We start from the raw sequence: 15,902 nt of genomic DNA, 5'->3' as shown, positions 1-15,902 counted from the left end.
TGTGCAGCCTCAACCGAACAAGCCAGCGGCGATATTGATCGAGAACCCCAGGATCGCCGTGTTGAACAGAAAACCGATCAATGATTGACCCAGCACTACCTTGCGCATGCCTCGGGTGGCAACCCCGACATCAGAGGTCTGCACCGCCACGCCGATGGTGAAGGAAAAGTACAGGAAGTCCCAATAGTTGGGGGTCTGCAAACCTTCGGCAAAGCGCAGCGCCGGCTCCTTGCCGTCCCAGGTGTAATAAAGGCGCGCGTAATGCACGCTGAAGATCACCCCGATCAGCAACCACGAACCGATCACTGTCAGTCCGGTGAAACCGTAGTGCAGCAGGCGTTCCGAGGTGGCCAGGTCTTTGCTGCCCACCAGTTCGAAGGTGATGGTTGCCAGGCTGGCGAGAGCGGCGATGCACACCGTGAACAGCACCAGCCCGGCATTTTCATCTTCGATTTCGGCGATGCGCTTCACATCCTCGGCCTTGGCCCGCCGGGTCAGCCATAGCATCAGTACCAGGTAGGTCCAGACCCCGGCATTCCAGCCGATGAGGATTTTGCTGACGACGGTGTCTGCCGGCGCCAGGATGCCCACGGCAATACCCAGCACGGCGGCGGCGGAGAGGCGAGGGTGGGTGCGGGCGAGGAACGGCATGGCGGCTCACAATGAAATGTCTCTGCGAGCACCATAGCGCATTCTTTAGTCCCTGACTGACTGCGTCGAACACTCCTTTTTGTCAGTTGCACGTCCTGGCCATCAAACATGGCGGTTACAGCCGTGCTTATTCAAAGTAACGGATAGCGCCGTCCGTGAGTTTGACTGCGGGGTACTGCGCGACAGGAACCAAGACGGCTTCAAACGTCGCATCAAGCGTTTTACGTGTAGGGTCCCACACGAAGGTTATGCTTCCGCTACCGGCATGGCGGGTAGGATAGCCGTACCGTTCGTAGGTGAGCTGCGAAGGGTTGCCAGGACCAACCGGTATGGCTGTTCCACCATTCCCCGGGTTATTGACCGTGATGATGAATTTTCCGGCTGAGTTTCCAGTGCCCGGCGCCTCAATACGCAGCAATTGGCTCGTATGGATTACTGTTAAGTCTTCGCTGACAAAAAAACTGTTTCCAATGCCTACCGCCAGGTACCCGTTGGAAAGCAGTAAGCCTGAGTGTTCGCTCATGGGAAGCTTCTCTTTACTGATCGTTCGGATTGAACAAAGGCACACTAAAACGAAAAAGAACCCTGCGAAACTGTCAACATTGACAGTTTGTAAGGGCTCTTTTCAGTGGGCTTGCGTCGGTTGACGTCGATCAGTCGCGGCGCTTTTTAACCAACTTCATCACCACCACAAAAAACACCGGCACAAACACCACCGCCAGTGTCGCGGTGATCATCCCGCCGATCACGCCGGTACCAATTGCCTGTTGGCTTGCCGAGCTGGCCCCGGTGGCAATCGCCAACGGCACCACGCCGAGGATAAACGCCAGGGACGTCATGATGATCGGCCGCAGGCGCAACCGCGCGGCCTTCAAGGTGGCGGTGATCAGGTCTTCGCCCTGGTCGTACAGGTCCTTGGCGAACTCGATGATCAGGATCGCGTTCTTCGCCGAGAGGCCGATGATGGTGATCAAACCGACCTTGAAGAACACATCGTTGGGCATGCCGCGCAAAGACACAGCCAGTACCGCACCGAGTACGCCCAGCGGCACCACCAGCAGCACCGAGGTCGGGATCGACCAGCTTTCATACAACGCCGCCAGGCACAGGAACACGATCAACAACGACAAGCCCAGCAACAACGGTGCCTGCGAACCGGACAGGCGTTCCTGCAACGACAGGCCGGTCCATTCCTGGCCCAGACCGGCGGGCAATTGGCTGACCAGGCGCTGGATCTCGTCCATGGCCTCGCCGGTACTGTGGCCCGGTGCCGCTTCGCCGGAAATCGCGATGGCCGGGTAGCCGTTATAGCGCGTCAGCTGGGTCGGGCCCTGGGTCCATTTGGCTTCGACAAAGGCCGACAGTGGCACCATCTTGCCGGCGTTGTTGCGCACATTGATCTTCATCAAGTCCGCCACTTGGCTGCGTTGGTCGCCTTCGGCCTGCACCACCACGCGCTGCATGCGTCCCTGGTTGGGGAAGTCGTTGATGTAGGCCGAACCGATGGCCGAGGAGAGCACATTGCCCACATCGGCAAATGACACGCCTAGCGCATTGGCCTGCTTGCGATCGACTTCCAACTGCACTTGCGGCGCTTCGGCCAGCGCGCTTTCACGCACGTTGGCGAGGATCGGGCTTTTCTCGGCGGCAGCCAGCAACTCGGTACGGGCTGCCATCAACGCGGCATGGCCGACGCCACCACGGTCCTGCAGGCGGAACTCGAAGCCGCTGGACGTGCCCAGGCCATCCACGGGCGGTGGCAGGATCGCATAGGCAATCGCGTCCTTGAGTTCGCTGAACGCCATGTTGGCGCGGTCGGCAATCGAGGCGGCGGAATCATCGCTGCCGCGTTCCGACCAATCCTTGAGTGTGGTGAATGCCAGAGCCGCGTTTTGCCCCGAACCGGAGAAACTGAAGCCCATGATCATGGTGGTATCACCCACCCCAGGCTCTTCGGCGTTATGCGCTTCGATCTGCTCGGCCACCTGCACCGTGCGGTTCTTGCTCGCGCCGGGTGGCAGCTGGATATCGGTGATGGTGTAGCCCTGGTCCTCCACCGGCAGGAACGAGGAGGGCAGGCGACTGAACATCCAGCCCAGGCCCACCAGCAGCACCAGGTAAATCAACAGGTAGCGGCCGCTGCGCTTGAGGGCATACGCCACCCAGCCTTCATAACGGTCGGTGAGGCTTTCAAAGCGCTGGTTGAACCAGCCAAAGAAACCGCCCTTGGCATGGTGTTCGCCTTTGGCGATCGGCTTGAGCAGGGTGGCGCACAGGGCCGGGGTCAAGGTCAGGGCGAGGAACGCCGAGAACAGGATCGAGGTGGCCATCGACAACGAAAACTGCTGATAGATAACCCCCACGGAACCGGCCATGAACGCCATCGGCAGGAACACCGCCACCAGCACCAGCGTGATGCCGATGATGGCCCCGGTGATCTGGCCCATGGCTTTTTTCGTCGCTTCCTTGGGCGACAGACCCTCAGTGGCCATGATCCGCTCGACGTTCTCTACCACCACGATTGCATCGTCCACCAGGATGCCGATCGCCAGCACCATGCCGAACATGGTCAACACGTTGATGGAGAATCCCAGCAACAACATGGTGGCGAAAGTGCCCATCAACGCAATCGGCACCACCAGGGTCGGGATCAGGGTGTAGCGCACGTTCTGCAGGAACAGGAACATCACCGCAAACACCAGTGCCATCGCTTCGAGCAGGGTGTAGACCACCTTGGTGATCGAGACTTTGACGAACGGCGAGGTGTCGTACGGAATCTTGTATTCCACATTGGCCGGGAAGTAGCGCGACAGCTCGTCCATCTTTGCCCGCACCAGGGTGGCGGTACTCAGCGCATTGGCGCCGGGCGACAACTGCACGCTGACGGCGGTGGACGGCTTGCCGTTCAGGCGCGTAGAGAACTGGTATTCCTGGCTGCCGACTTCCACCCGCGCCACATCGCCGATGCGCACGGTCGAGCCGTCGGGGTTGGCCTTGAGCACGATGTCGGCAAATTCGGCTGGCGTTGAAAGCTGGCCCTTGACCAGGATCGCGGCGGTGATTTCCTGGGTGTTAGTGCCCGGCAAATCACCGATGCTGCCCGCCGAGACCTGGGCGTTCTGCGCGCTGATCGCGGCGTTCACGTCGGCCGGCGTCAGGTTGAAGCCGATCAATTTCTGCGGGTCGATCCAGATGCGCATGGCGCGCTCGGCACCGTACAGCTGAGCTTTGCCCACACCGTCGAGGCGCTTGAGTTCGTTCATCACGTTGCGCGCCAGGTAATCACTCAGCGCCACGTCATCGAGTTTGCCGTCGTTGGAAGTGAGGGTGACCAGCAGCAGGAAACCGGCGGACACTTTTTCCACCTGCAAGCCTTGTTGGGTCACCGCTTGCGGCAGGCGCGGCTCGACCGCTTTGAGGCGGTTCTGCACGTCCACCTGGGCCATCTCCGGGTTGGTGCCCGGCTGGAAGGTGGCGGTGATGGTGGCAGAACCCAGGCTGCTCTGGGACTCGAAATACAGCAGGTGGTCGGCGCCGTTGAGCTCCTGCTCGATCAGGCTGACCACGCTTTCGTCCAACGTCTGCGCCGAAGCGCCGGGGTAGACGGCATAGATTTCGACTTTCGGCGGCGCGACGTTGGGGTACTGGGCCACCGGCAACTGCGGGATGGCGAGGGCGCCCGCCAGCAGGATAAACAGGGCCACCACCCAGGCGAAGATCGGGCGGTCGATAAAGAACTGCGGCATGGTGTTTGATTCCTTTCCTTAGCGGACAGAGGCCTGGGCATTCGGCGCGGGGCTATCGTCCACTTCGACTTTTTCACCGGGGCGCGCGTGTTGCAGGCCCTCGACGACAATACGGTCGCCGGGCTTGAGGCCACTGCTGACGATCCAGCGGTCTTCGATCACTGCACCCAGTTCCACCGGCTGCTGGCTCACGGTCTGCTCGGCGTCCAGCAACAACACCATCGGGATACCGGCGCTGTCACGGGTGATGGCGCGTTGCGGCACGCTGATGCCTTGCTTGTCGACGGCTTGTTCCAGGCGCACCCGCACAAAACTGCCGGGCAGCAAGTCGAGGTCGGGGTTGGGGAACTCGCTGCGCAGGATGATCTGGCCGGTGCCGGGGTCGACGCTGATCTCGGCGAAGAGCAATTTGCCCGGCAGCGGGTAGAGGCTGCCGTCGTCCTCGATCAACGTGGCCTTGGCCTGGTCCTGGCCGACCTGCTTCAAGCTGCCGGCGCGGAAGGCGCGGCGCAGGTCATTCAGCTCACGGGTGGACTGGGTCAGGTCGGCGTGGATCGGGTCCAGTTGCTGGATGATCGCCAGCGGCGTGGCTTCGTTCTGGCCGACCAGCGCGCCTTCGGTCACCAGCGCACGGCCAATACGCCCGGAAATCGGTGCGGTGACGGTGGCGTAGCCCAGGTTCAGTTTCGCGCGCTCGACGGCGGCCTTGTTGGCGGCGACTTCGGCGTTGGTCTGGCGCACGGCGGCGCGGGCGTTGTCGTAGTCCTGGCCGCTGATGGCATTGCCTTCCACTAATTGGCTGTAGCGCTGTTCTTGCAGGCGCGCCTGGAAGGCATTGGCCTCGGCCTTGCTCAGGTTGGCCTGGGCGCTGTCGAGGTCGGCCTTGAACGGCGCGGGGTCGATGCGAAACAGCACGTCGCCCTGTTTCACGTCGTGGCCTTCCTTGAACACCCGTTGCATGACGACGCCGGCGACCCGTGCACGCACCTCGGCAATGCGCGGCGCGGCGATGCGCCCGCTCAGTTCGCTGGTGATGGACAGGGGTTTGGCGGCCAGGGTTTCGATGCGGACTTTGGCCAGCGGCATTTCCGGTGCCTCGGCGGCGGACTTGTCGCACGCGCTCAGGGCAAGGGTGAGGGCCAGCAGGCAAAACGGCGCAAACAGATTCTTCGACATGCTCTTATCCCAATATTGACTGGCGCATCCTAAAGTCACCTGCGCCGGGGTGCTGTGAAGCTGTGTAGCTTGTCTGTGAAGAAATGTAAGGTGCGACCCATAGTCGGCAGAGGGCGTATATCCTTGCACAATCCTGCAAGCGCCAACGATTCAACATGTGGCAACCGGCTTGTGTGGGAGCTGGCTTGCCTGCGATAGCATCACCTCGGTCTACCTGATAGACCGCAGTGTCTGTATCGCAGGCAAGCCAGCTCCCACACAAGCAGCGCCCACATTGGATTTGTGTACCGCCCATCACTGCTTATTTGGAAACACCATGCCCAACATCCTCCTGGTGGAAGACGACGCCGCACTCTCCGAGCTGATTGCCAGCTACCTGGAGCGCAATGGCTACCACGTCAGCGTGCTCAGCCGTGGCGACCACGTCCGTGAACGCGCGCGTCTGAACCCGCCGGACCTGGTGATCCTCGACCTGATGCTGCCAGGCCTTGACGGCCTGCAAGTCTGCCGCCTGCTGCGTGCCGACTCGGCAGGGCTGCCGATCCTGATGCTCACCGCCCGCGACGACAGTCACGACCAGGTACTGGGCCTAGAGATGGGCGCCGACGACTACGTGACCAAACCCTGCGAGCCGCGCGTGCTGCTCGCCCGTGTGCGTACGCTGTTGCGCCGCAGCAGCCTGTCCGAGCCCCAGGTGGCGAACGACCAGATCATCATGGGCAACCTGTGCATCGACTTGTCGGAACGCACCGTGGCCTGGCGCGAGCAGGCGGTGGAGCTGTCCAGCGGCGAATACAACCTGCTGGTGGTGCTGGCCCGGCATGCTGGCGAAGTGCTCAGCCGCGACCAGATCCTGCAACGCCTGCGGGGTATCGAGTTCAATGGCACCGACCGTTCGGTGGACGTGGCCATCTCCAAGCTGCGCCGCAAGTTCGACGACAACGCCGGTGAAGCGCGCAAGATCAAGACCGTGTGGGGCAAGGGCTACTTGTTTAGCCGTTCCGAGTGGGAATGCTGACCCATGTTTCGTGTCTTGCTGCGCCTCTACCTGATCACCATCGTCACCTACAGTGCGGCGATCTACCTGATCCCCTCGTTGGTGATCCAGCTGTTCGAACACCGCTACATGGACTACAACATCGAGCAGACACGCGGCCAGCAGAAGCTGATCGTCAAGCAATACCTGCGCGCGCCGGTGGAACGCTGGTCACAGGTGACCGAGCAACTGGGCCGTGACTTCGCACCGCTGAAAGTGCAATTGCTGCTGCGCCAGGACGCCAGCTACACCCCCATGGAAGAACAGCTGCTGGAGCAGGGCAAGCCGGTGGTGCGCCTGGGAGAGTGGGGCTGGATGGAGGAAATCAGTTCGCCGATCAACGAGCAATTCGTGGTCAAGCTGACGGTGCCGCCCGATCCGATGGACATGAACGTGCTGTACTGGGCGATCAACGTGCTGATCGTCGCCGCGCTGCTGGCCTGCCTGCTGGTGTGGCTGCGCCCGCACTGGCGTGACCTGGAACGCCTGAAAAGCACCGCCGGGCAACTGGGCCAGGGCAACCTGGCCGAGCGCACACGCATTCCGGCCAGCTCCAGCATCGGCAGCCTGGCCTCGGTGTTCGACACCATGGCCGACGACATCGAACACCTGCTCAATCAGCAGCGCGACCTGCTCAATGCCGTCTCCCACGAACTGCGCACGCCGCTCACTCGCCTGGATTTTGGCCTGGCCCTGGCGCTCTCCGAAGACTTGCCCGAAGCCAGCCGCGAGCGCCTGCAAAGCCTGGTGGCGCATATTCGTGAGCTGGATGAGCTGGTGCTGGAGTTGCTGTCCTATAGCCGCCTGCAAAACCCGGCGCAATTGCCCGAGCGGGTCGAGGTGATGCTCGACGAGTTTATCGACAGCGTGCTCGGCAGTGTCGATGACGAATTGGAAAACCCCGAGATCGTCATCGACGTAGCGCTCGATTGCGCCGTGGAGCGCTTCAGCCTCGACCCGCGCCTCACCGCCCGTGCCTTGCAGAACCTGCTGCGCAATGCCACGCGCTACTGCGACAAGCGCATCCAGGTCGGCGTGAAGGTGTGTGCCAAGGGCTGTGAAATCTGGGTGGACGATGACGGCATTGGCATTCCGCTGGACCAGCGCGAACGTATCTTCGAGCCGTTCTACCGCCTGGACCGCAGCCGCGACCGCGCCACCGGCGGTTTCGGCCTGGGGCTGGCCATCAGCCGGCGCGCCCTGGAAGCCCAGGGCGGCACCTTGACGGCGTTGGCCTCGCCCTTGGGCGGCGCGCGGTTCCGCGTGTGGTTGCCCAGCGTCGCCTGATCAAAGCACCTTGACGGCGCGGCCGATGGCCTGGATCGGCCCGGTGGGCTTGCCGGTCGGCGAGCCACGTGGGTCTTCCAGGGTCAGCTCGAACAGTTGGTTTTGTGTCAGCGGCGGTAGCTTGTCCAGCGGCACCGACAGCGTCTGGCCCGGCTTGACCAGGCCCAGGGACACCGGGCCTTGCCAGCCGTCGCCCTTGGTCCAGAACTGCAGGGTCTTGTCGGATGGCACTTCCATCACGCCCAACGGGATCAGCTGAATCTGCTGATCATTACTGGCCTGGATCACCCAGCCCGGTGCCTGGCTTTGCGGCGCGACCAGCACGACCACGAAGCTTGGGGCGGCAGTGGGCGGGCGGGTCAGTAGCAACCCGGCCAGTACCAGCGTGGTCAAAAGCCCCGCACCTGCCAGGCCGCGCCACACGGCCAGCAGGTCCCACCAGTGCGTGCGAGCACTGGCGATGTTACGTTCGATACGCCGCCACAGCTCAGAGGAGGGCGGTACGGGTTCCGCCAAGGCGGTCAGCGGCAACAGGCGTTGCTCCCAGGCGTCCACCGCAGCGCGTAGTTCGGCATCGTGCTTGAGGCGTTGTTCGACGTCGGCGCGTTGTTCGCCGGGCAAGGTGCCCAGCACGTATTCGCTGGCCAGTTCGTCCAGTGGGTCGTTCATGCCATGCACTCCCGCAGCGCGGCGAGGCTACGTTTGATCCAGGCCTTGACGGTCCCCAACGGGGTGTCGAGTTTCTGGGCGATTTCACTGTGGGAATAACCGTCGACATAGGCATGCAGGATGCACGTGCGACGGGTCGGGTCGAGTTGCTCCAGGCAGGTGTGGACCTGTCCCGAGCGCGCGCTGAATTCAAAGGTTTCGGTTGCGGCGACTTGCTCGTGTTCGTCGCCCAAAGGCACTTCGCGGTAATGGTTACGCACCACGTTGAGCGCCAGGTGGCGGGCCACGCTGAACACCCAGCCACGGGCCGAGCCGCGACTGGGGTCAAAACTGCCGGCGCCTCGCCAGATCTTGATAAACGCATCATGCACGATGTCTTCGGCCAGGGATTTGTCCCTGGCGATGCGCAACACCACGCCGAGCAGATGGCTGCTTTCCTGCTCATACAACTGGCGCAAGGCGCGTTGATCGCCACGGGCGCAAGCCTGCAGACAGGCTTCGTAATCAAACACGGATGGCTACCCCCCAATGATCGGCATGGGGGGCAGCGTAGACGACTTTACTCAGTTGGCCGCCCAGAAAATGTAATCCGCCTGGTACTTCACCACTTCCTGCTTGCCTTTGTTGGCTGCGGTGCACTCGCTGCTCGGCGCCACGCCGCCCTTGAGGGCCACGCGCTGGATGTAACTCACGCCGCTCATCGCGCCGTTGCCTTCAGCGGGGTTGGCCTTGACCAATTGATACGGCAAGTTGCCCGCGCCCGAGGGGGCCACGGCCAACTGGGTGCCGGTGATTTTTGAACCGTCCTTGGCCTGCCACGTAGCCGGTGGGCCGAAGTAGGTGCCCACTTGCTTGCCGCTGCGGTCATTCAATACCGCCTTGGGTCCGACAAAGGTCCACTCGGTCTGGCCGGCGGCGTTGGCCTTGTCACGGCACTCATAGGTGATTTCGCCGACGCCGGTGGTTTCCAGCGCGACCTTGTGGCCGTCCGGCACCTTGATGCTGTCGGGCAAGCCGGTCTGGGCAAAGGCGGCCGGTGCCGCAGCGAGCAGGGCGGTGAGGCAGAACAGTGCTTTAGCGTTCATGGGTACTTCTCCATTTCAGTAAAACAGCGGGGTGACTGAAAGGACTACCCACGGCACGCACGATTGGATGCAGCGATTAGAAAAAAAAGTCGGGAGGGCGCACACTGTGCCCCCCCGCTTTACCCGAGGAGAGATTGGCAATGACTGGTGTACACACGTCTGCTCAACAAGGTTTCTCTACCCAGGCCGTCACCTACGCCCAAGGCCGGCCGGACTATCCTAGGCAACTCACAGGCTGGCTGGCCGAGACATTGCGCATCGATGCCCAGTCAAGCGTGATCGACCTGGGCGCCGGCACCGGCAAGTTCACCCGTTTGCTCAGCACCCTGGCACCGACTTTGACTGCCGTCGAGCCCGTGGCGGCCATGGGCGCGCAGTTGACCAAACTGCTGCCCGATGTGCGCCTGGTCAATGGCACTGCTGAGTCCATCCCATTGCCCTCCGCCAGCGCAGACGCGGTGGTGTGCGCCCAGGCATTCCATTGGTTTTCCACCGAGGCGGCCCTGGCGGAGATCCACCGCGTGCTCAAGCCCCAAGGCCGCCTTGGCCTGGTGTGGAACGTGCGGGATGAATCGGTGGATTGGGTCGCGGCCATCACCGACATCATCACCCCCTACGAGGGCGATACCCCGCGTTTTCATACCGGGCGTTGGCGTGAAGCCTTCACCGGCGAGTACTTTTCCGAGCCCGAAGTGACCTGTTTTCCCTACAGCCATGTGGGCAGCCCTCAGGAGGTGATCATGGATCGCTTTCTCTCCGTGAGCTTTATTGCCGCGCTGCCGGAGGCGTCCAAGTCTGTGGTGACCGCGCAATTGCAGGCGCTGATCGACACGCATCCTTCACTGAAGGGGCGCGACACCGTGGCCTTTCCGTATCAAACCCAAGCGTACGTCTGTCATCGACTGAGCTAAAAGGCATAAAGTCAGATCATATTGATATAAGTCGTTATAAGAAAAATCGCTATCCTGCGGCCAGAAATTTATAAGGCCGCAGGTAGCTGTAATGGATGTGGGTAATGTTGGGTTTGTGGTTGCTGGCCTGATCGTCGGTTTTATCGTGGGCATGACCGGTGTGGGTGGGGGCTCGTTGATGACCCCGATCCTGCTGTGGTTCGGCATCAACCCTGCCACGGCGGTGGGCACCGACTTGTTGTACGCGGCCATCACCAAGTCCGGTGGTGTGCTGGTGCACAGCAAGAACAAGAATATCGACTGGACCATCACTGGCTGGTTGACCTTGGGCAGCGTGCCGGCGGTGTTGCTGACCCTTTGGTTCCTGGCCAGCTTGCATACCGACCCCAGTGCCATGAACGCGGTGATCAAGCAGGCGCTCGGTGTGGTGTTGCTGCTGACGGCCTTGGCGATTCTGTTCAAGAAAAGCCTGTTGGCGTTTGCCCAGCGGCATGCGGGTGATGACTATCACATGAGCCCGCGCAATCTGAATGCGCTGACGGTGGTGACAGGGGCGATCCTCGGAACCATGGTGGCCCTGACGTCCATTGGCGCGGGGGCGTTGGGGACGGTGGCGTTGTTTATTTTGTATCCGTTCCTGGCTACGCGGCGGTTGGTGGGGACTGAGATTGCGCATGCTGTGCCTCTGACCCTGGTGGCGGGGCTGGGGCATGCCAGCATGGGGAACATGGACTGGCATTTGTTGGGGTTTTTGTTGATGGGGTCGTTGCCGGGGATCTACCTTGGCAGTCATATGACTGGCAAGCTGCCAGATGGGGTGTTGCGGCCTTGTTTGGCGGTTATGTTGATGGCCATTGGTTATAAGCTGGCGTTTTGATTTGGGGGCATATCCGTTGTTTGGGTGATGGCTGGTATTGGTTCCGCCCTTACGGCGGGTCACTTTTGAAAAGAGCCCAAAAGTAACCAAAAGGCTCTTGCCCCAACACTCGGCACCTCGCTTAGGCTCGGTGTGCCCTCACTCCGGCTTTGGAGCGTGGGCCGCCGCCATGGGCCATCCTTGGCCCAGCGCGGCTAACCCGGCGTCCTGCCGGGTTACCCACGCTCCAAAGCCTGCGTTCGGCCAGCGTGTTTGACGGGGCGCCTCAGATCAAGATCAAGAGCGACTCGCTTCGCATCGTGGATACGCGGTCTTGTAGGAGCCGGCTTGCCGGCGAAGAACGTGAGACCGCCGCGTTTTGTCTGGTTCCCCCGCGTCATCGTTGAAGGCCATCGCCGGCAAGCCGGCTCCTACAGTGGTCTGCGTTTGCCTTTGCTCTACACCACTCAAGCCGGCTGTCAGGCCGCTGTGCTTTTGCTTTTGATTTTGATCTTAGGCGCCCCGTCAAACACGCTGGCCGGAATTCGGCAGGGATTTGGGGGGTAAACCGGCAGGGATGCCGGTTTAGCCGCCCCGCGCCATGGATGGCGCGTGGCGGCGGCCCCCCAAATACCTGTCGGATTACGGGCACACCGAGCCTAGGCGAGGTGCCGAGTGTTGGGGCAAGAGCCCTTTGGTTACTTTGGGGCTTTTCCAAAGTGACCCGCCGTAAGGGCGGAACCCATAGCAGCCGTTACCGCAGCAACGGATATACCCTCAAAACCCAGGCTCAACCCCGCCCATTCCCAATCTGCCAAACAAACGGTGGCTCCACCCCATTCACCACCCAATCCCCCACAATCCGCGCCTTGTAAATCACCGGATTATGTGACGACACCGTCCGTGCATTACGCCAATGCCGATCCAGCGCCTTACCCTGACGCACATCCGAAGCCCCCAATGCATTAAACAACTCACTGGTCGCACGCTGGATCAACTCCGACACCACCACCTGCGCCTTAGCCGACTCAATCTCAGCCGCCACGTTGGCCTCACGCTCCACCTCCTCATCCCCACCAAACCGCGCCACATAGGCCCGTTGCGCCGGCAGTGTCGCTTTCAGTGCGCTGGCCTCGGCGGCGTACACCAGGGCAGCCACTTCGCCCACCACCTGTTGAATCTGCGAATCCTGGCTGACATGGGCCGCATTGCCATGGCTGTAGATACGCTTGCGGCTGCGCACCTGATGCGCCACGTCACGCAGCGCCGCGCGGCCGATACCGGCCAGGCTGGCCAGCAGCACCAACTGGTAAAACGCGGTCTGGTATTTGAACCGGGTAGAAAAGTCGATGACGTTGTCCGCCTCTACCACCGCATCGGTAAAGCGCGACGTGCCGCTGCCCGTAGTGCGCTGACCAAAGCCGTCCCAGTCGTCGCTGTGCACCACCCCAGGCTGGCGGGCGCGGGTGGCGGCGATCACGTCCGCGCCGGTGTCGCTGCGTTGGGCGTACACGTCGATCCAGTCGGCGAATATACTGCCGGTGCTGTAGAACTTTTCGCCGTTGAGCTTCCAGCGGTCGCCGTCGGGGCTGACCTGGGTGACCACGTCGCCGATGGCCACATTGCCGATTTCGGTCCAGGCGCAGCCGACGATATCGCCGGCCACGAAACGCTTGAACCACAGGTCGCGGCCGGCGCTGGGCGGTGCATTCAGGCGGTCTTCGGCAAAGGCAAAGTGCCCACGCAGGGCCTGGGGCACGTTGGAGTCGGCTTCGGCCAGTTCGATCAGCAGCTCGAACAACTGCGGCAGGGAGGCGCCGCCACCGCCGTATTCCACCGGTACGCGCACCGCGCCAAAGCCAGCCTCTTTCAGCCACTGGATCGGTGCGTCGGGCAGGGTGCGGGTGTGTTCACGCTCTACGGCGCCTTCTGCGATGCGCTGGAAAATCGGCCGGAAGCGTGCGGCCAGGGTCGGGTAGTCGACGCCGGTGGACAGCGGGTTGATAACGTGGTGTTCGGTCATGGGCAAGGTTCCTGGGCAGTGATCAATACAGGGTAGATTGCACAGTCCGTGCCGGGTGTCGGCGCCCGTATTTGCGGGGCAAAGTCGCCAGCTACTGTTGCCCTGGCAACAGCTGATCGACAAACCAGCACAGTCTGCGACATCGGCGTCGGCACCCGGCCTTCCTTCCTGCGCCCCTGGCACGGGCGTTTCTCGGGCCTGGCACGCTTGCTGCTCATGCGCTAGGTACATCCCTTTGTGCGAGGTACTGTTCGATGAGTCAGCAAGCCGTGAAATTTGCCTATTGGGTGCCCAACGTCAGCGGTGGGCTGGTGGTCAGCAAGATCGAGCAACGCACCCACTGGGGCATCGACTACAACCGCAAACTGGCGCAACTGGCCGAAGCCGCGGGCTTTGAATACGGCCTCACCCAGATCCGCTTCACCGCCGGCTACGGCGCCGAAAACCAGCATGAGTCCGTGGCGTTCAGCCATGCGCTGCTGGCGGCGACCACTACCCTCAAGGTGATCGCTGCGATACTGCCTGGCCCGTGGCAACCGGCGCTCGCAGCCAAGCAACTGGCGACCATCGACCAGCTCACCAACGGCCGTATCGCGGTGAACATCGTCAGCGGCTGGTTCAAGGGCGAATTCCAGGCCATCGGCGAACATTGGCTGGAGCATGACGAGCGCTATCGCCGTTCCGAAGAATTCATCCGCGCCCTCAAAGGCATCTGGACCCAGGACGACTTCACCTTCAAGGGCGATTTCTACCGTTTCAACCATTACACCCTCAAGCCCAAGCCTCTGGGCCAGCCGGAAGTGTTCCAGGGCGGCAGTTCACGGGCGGCACGGGACATGGCCGCACGGGTGTCGGACTGGTACTTCACCAACGGCAACACCCCGGAAGGCATCAAGGCCCAGGTCGATGATATTCGCGCCAAGGCGGCGGCCAATAACCATTCGGTCAAGGTCGGCGTCAACGCTTTCGTGATCGCCCGCGACACCGAGGAAGAAGCCCGCGCCGTGTTGGCAGAGATCATCGACAAGGCCGACCCGGAAGCCGTGAATGCCTTTGGTGATGCGGCCAAGCAGGCCGGCAAGGCCTCACCGGAAGGCGAGGGCAACTGGGCCAAGTCCAGCTTTGAAGACCTGGTGCAGTACAACGATGGCTTCAAGACCAACTTGATCGGCACACCGCAGCAGATCGCCGAGCGCATTGTCGCGCTGAAGGCGGTGGGGGTGGACCTGGTGCTCGCGGGTTTCCTGCACTTCCAGGAAGAAGTCGAATACTTCGGCAAACGCGTGTTGCCGCTGGTGCGCGAACTGGAAGCCAAGGCCGCGATCAAGCAGGTGGCTTGAAGACCACCACCGCCGCGCGCAGTTTGTTGTTGCCAAACCGGCACATGCGCTCGAACTCCCCATGGCTGACCGGCAAATGCTGGCAGTCCAGGGGTTGGCGGTGCTGGCTATGGTCCACGTCCGGGTCGTGAAGGTAGACGAAGTCTTCGTCGCAATCGGTGACCATCACCCAGTGCGGTGACTTGGAGCGTGTGAGGCGGTAGCTGCTGATCAATACCAGCGGCTGGCCGCCGTCGCGCAGTACCTGAGGCAAGTCCAACGCGCCGCCGAACACTTGCTCGACACCACTGCCGGCCAATTCCTCTTCGAACGCCTCGTGTACCAGGCGCATGACGTCCTTTTTATGTGCATCACGCACACCGTCCAGAAACAGCGGCCCGCGCACATTCACCTGCATGCGCACCGCGAAGCCCCGGCGCCAGGCCGCGAGCGCCAGCCCTTGGGGGCTGCAGCCGCCATGGCCGGCCGTCATGAACACGGTGGTCGCTTCGCGCCAGATCTGCAGCTCTTCACGCCGTTGCGCCACGCGCGCAGGCACCAGCGCGCCCATGGCCATCAGCAGGCAGGCGGCGCCACAGGTGAAGTCGGTGGTCTGTTGGTAATACGGCACGCTTTGCGGGCGCGCATCCTGATGCTGGACGATGCGTTTCTCCAGGCGCAGGGCGGCGGTGTGGTCTTCGTAGTAGTCGTTGATGAGGGCGAAGCGCCGGTAGCCATTGCGCTCATACAAGGCAAGGGCGCCGGGGTTATCGGTGCGCACTTCCAGGCGCAGGTAGGCGCAGTCGTGGTCCACGGCAATGGCTTCGATGCGGGCGAGCAACTGTTTGCCCAGCCCCAGGCCGCGTGCGTGCGCGGCGATGGCGATGGAGTACAGGCGCGCCAGCGAGGTGCCCCGGTGGAACAGCACCAGTGCGTAGCCAAGCAACTGCCCGTCATTTTCCGCCACCAGCAAGTGGCCGTGGGCGCGGCTGATCATCCACTGGAAACTGCGCGTAGACAGCCGGTCGGTGGTGAAACAGTGTTGTTCCAGTGCCACCAATTCGGGCACATCGCAGGGGGTTGCAACGCGAAAGCAAAGAGCCATATGACCGCCGTAAAAGTTGCGTAACGAAACGGGACTTC

14 protein-coding genes are annotated in these 15,902 nt (G+C 62.1%); 5 read left to right on the top strand and 9 right to left on the bottom strand.

Annotated features, from left to right (window positions below; translation table 11 throughout):
• Positions 1 to 9: 9 nt before the first annotated feature.
• From CWC48_RS27805 to CWC48_RS27790, 4 genes are all read right to left on the bottom strand, one after another.
• Positions 10 to 651, bottom strand: a complete 642-nt coding sequence (locus CWC48_RS27805; protein ID WP_078048145.1) for a DUF1345 domain-containing protein — start codon at positions 649 to 651, stop codon at positions 10 to 12.
• A 127-nt stretch (positions 652 to 778) separates the two neighbouring features.
• Positions 779 to 1,174 (bottom strand): hypothetical protein, encoded by a 396-nt coding sequence (locus CWC48_RS27800; RefSeq protein ID WP_100490913.1) that lies wholly within the window; start codon positions 1,172 to 1,174, stop codon positions 779 to 781.
• 130 nt (positions 1,175 to 1,304) lie between these two features.
• Positions 1,305 to 4,397, bottom strand: a complete 3,093-nt coding sequence (locus CWC48_RS27795; protein WP_078048147.1) for an efflux RND transporter permease subunit — start codon at positions 4,395 to 4,397, stop codon at positions 1,305 to 1,307.
• 18 nt (positions 4,398 to 4,415) lie between these two features.
• Positions 4,416 to 5,573 (bottom strand): efflux RND transporter periplasmic adaptor subunit, encoded by a 1,158-nt coding sequence (locus CWC48_RS27790; RefSeq protein WP_078048148.1) that lies wholly within the window; start codon positions 5,571 to 5,573, stop codon positions 4,416 to 4,418.
• A gap of 316 nt (positions 5,574 to 5,889) precedes the next feature.
• Here CWC48_RS27790 and CWC48_RS27780 point away from each other — a divergent pair, with 316 nt between their 5' ends.
• Positions 5,890 to 6,591 (top strand): response regulator transcription factor, encoded by a 702-nt coding sequence (locus tag CWC48_RS27780; RefSeq protein ID WP_078048149.1) that lies wholly within the window; start codon positions 5,890 to 5,892, stop codon positions 6,589 to 6,591.
• Between the two features lie 3 nt (positions 6,592 to 6,594).
• Entirely contained in the window at positions 6,595 to 7,896 is a 1,302-nt protein-coding gene (locus CWC48_RS27775) for an ATP-binding protein (RefSeq protein ID WP_078048150.1), read from the top strand.
• Here the strand turns inward: CWC48_RS27775 and CWC48_RS27770 are convergent, their stop codons facing one another.
• Genes CWC48_RS27770 through CWC48_RS27760 form a run of 3 tightly spaced genes read right to left on the bottom strand, consistent with a single transcriptional unit; the run spans position 7,897 to position 9,650 of the window.
• Positions 7,897 to 8,565, bottom strand: a complete 669-nt coding sequence (locus CWC48_RS27770) for an anti-sigma factor domain-containing protein (RefSeq protein WP_078048151.1) — start codon at positions 8,563 to 8,565, stop codon at positions 7,897 to 7,899. It lies immediately after the preceding gene.
• Complete coding sequence (locus CWC48_RS27765; protein WP_078048152.1) at positions 8,562 to 9,077, bottom strand: sigma-70 family RNA polymerase sigma factor; 516 nt, start codon at positions 9,075 to 9,077, stop codon at positions 8,562 to 8,564. Before CWC48_RS27765 ends, CWC48_RS27770 begins: the two co-directional genes overlap by 4 nt.
• Positions 9,078 to 9,128: 51 nt before the next feature.
• Complete coding sequence (locus CWC48_RS27760; RefSeq protein WP_078048153.1) at positions 9,129 to 9,650, bottom strand: DUF3455 domain-containing protein; 522 nt, start codon at positions 9,648 to 9,650, stop codon at positions 9,129 to 9,131.
• A gap of 140 nt (positions 9,651 to 9,790) precedes the next feature.
• Between CWC48_RS27760 and CWC48_RS27755 the strand changes: the two genes are divergently transcribed.
• Entirely contained in the window at positions 9,791 to 10,561 is a 771-nt protein-coding gene (locus tag CWC48_RS27755) for a class I SAM-dependent methyltransferase (RefSeq protein WP_100490911.1), read from the top strand.
• A gap of 91 nt (positions 10,562 to 10,652) precedes the next feature.
• Entirely contained in the window at positions 10,653 to 11,438 is a 786-nt protein-coding gene (locus tag CWC48_RS27750; protein ID WP_100490910.1) for a sulfite exporter TauE/SafE family protein, read from the top strand.
• 769 nt (positions 11,439 to 12,207) lie between these two features.
• On the opposite strand, the gene CWC48_RS27745 is transcribed toward CWC48_RS27750, so the two are convergent.
• Positions 12,208 to 13,440 (bottom strand): acyl-CoA dehydrogenase family protein, encoded by a 1,233-nt coding sequence (locus CWC48_RS27745; RefSeq protein ID WP_100490909.1) that lies wholly within the window; start codon positions 13,438 to 13,440, stop codon positions 12,208 to 12,210.
• 254 nt (positions 13,441 to 13,694) lie between these two features.
• On the opposite strand from CWC48_RS27745, the gene sfnG reads away from it, so the two are divergent.
• A complete protein-coding gene (sfnG, locus tag CWC48_RS27740) occupies positions 13,695 to 14,780 on the top strand; it encodes a dimethylsulfone monooxygenase SfnG (RefSeq protein WP_078048157.1) in 1,086 nt (361 codons plus the stop codon).
• On the opposite strand, the gene CWC48_RS27735 is transcribed toward sfnG, so the two are convergent.
• Positions 14,764 to 15,864 (bottom strand): GNAT family N-acetyltransferase/peptidase C39 family protein, encoded by a 1,101-nt coding sequence (locus CWC48_RS27735; RefSeq protein ID WP_099492693.1) that lies wholly within the window; start codon positions 15,862 to 15,864, stop codon positions 14,764 to 14,766. The two genes, sfnG and CWC48_RS27735, sit on opposite strands and share 17 nt — an antisense overlap.
• Positions 15,865 to 15,902 lie beyond the last annotated feature (38 nt).

Origin of the sequence: Pseudomonas sp. S10E 269 (genome assembly GCF_002798465.1) — a bacterium.
Classification (GTDB): Bacteria; Pseudomonadota; Gammaproteobacteria; order Pseudomonadales; family Pseudomonadaceae; genus Aquipseudomonas; species Aquipseudomonas pergaminensis.
This window is presented reverse-complemented; position numbering and strand designations above follow the sequence as displayed.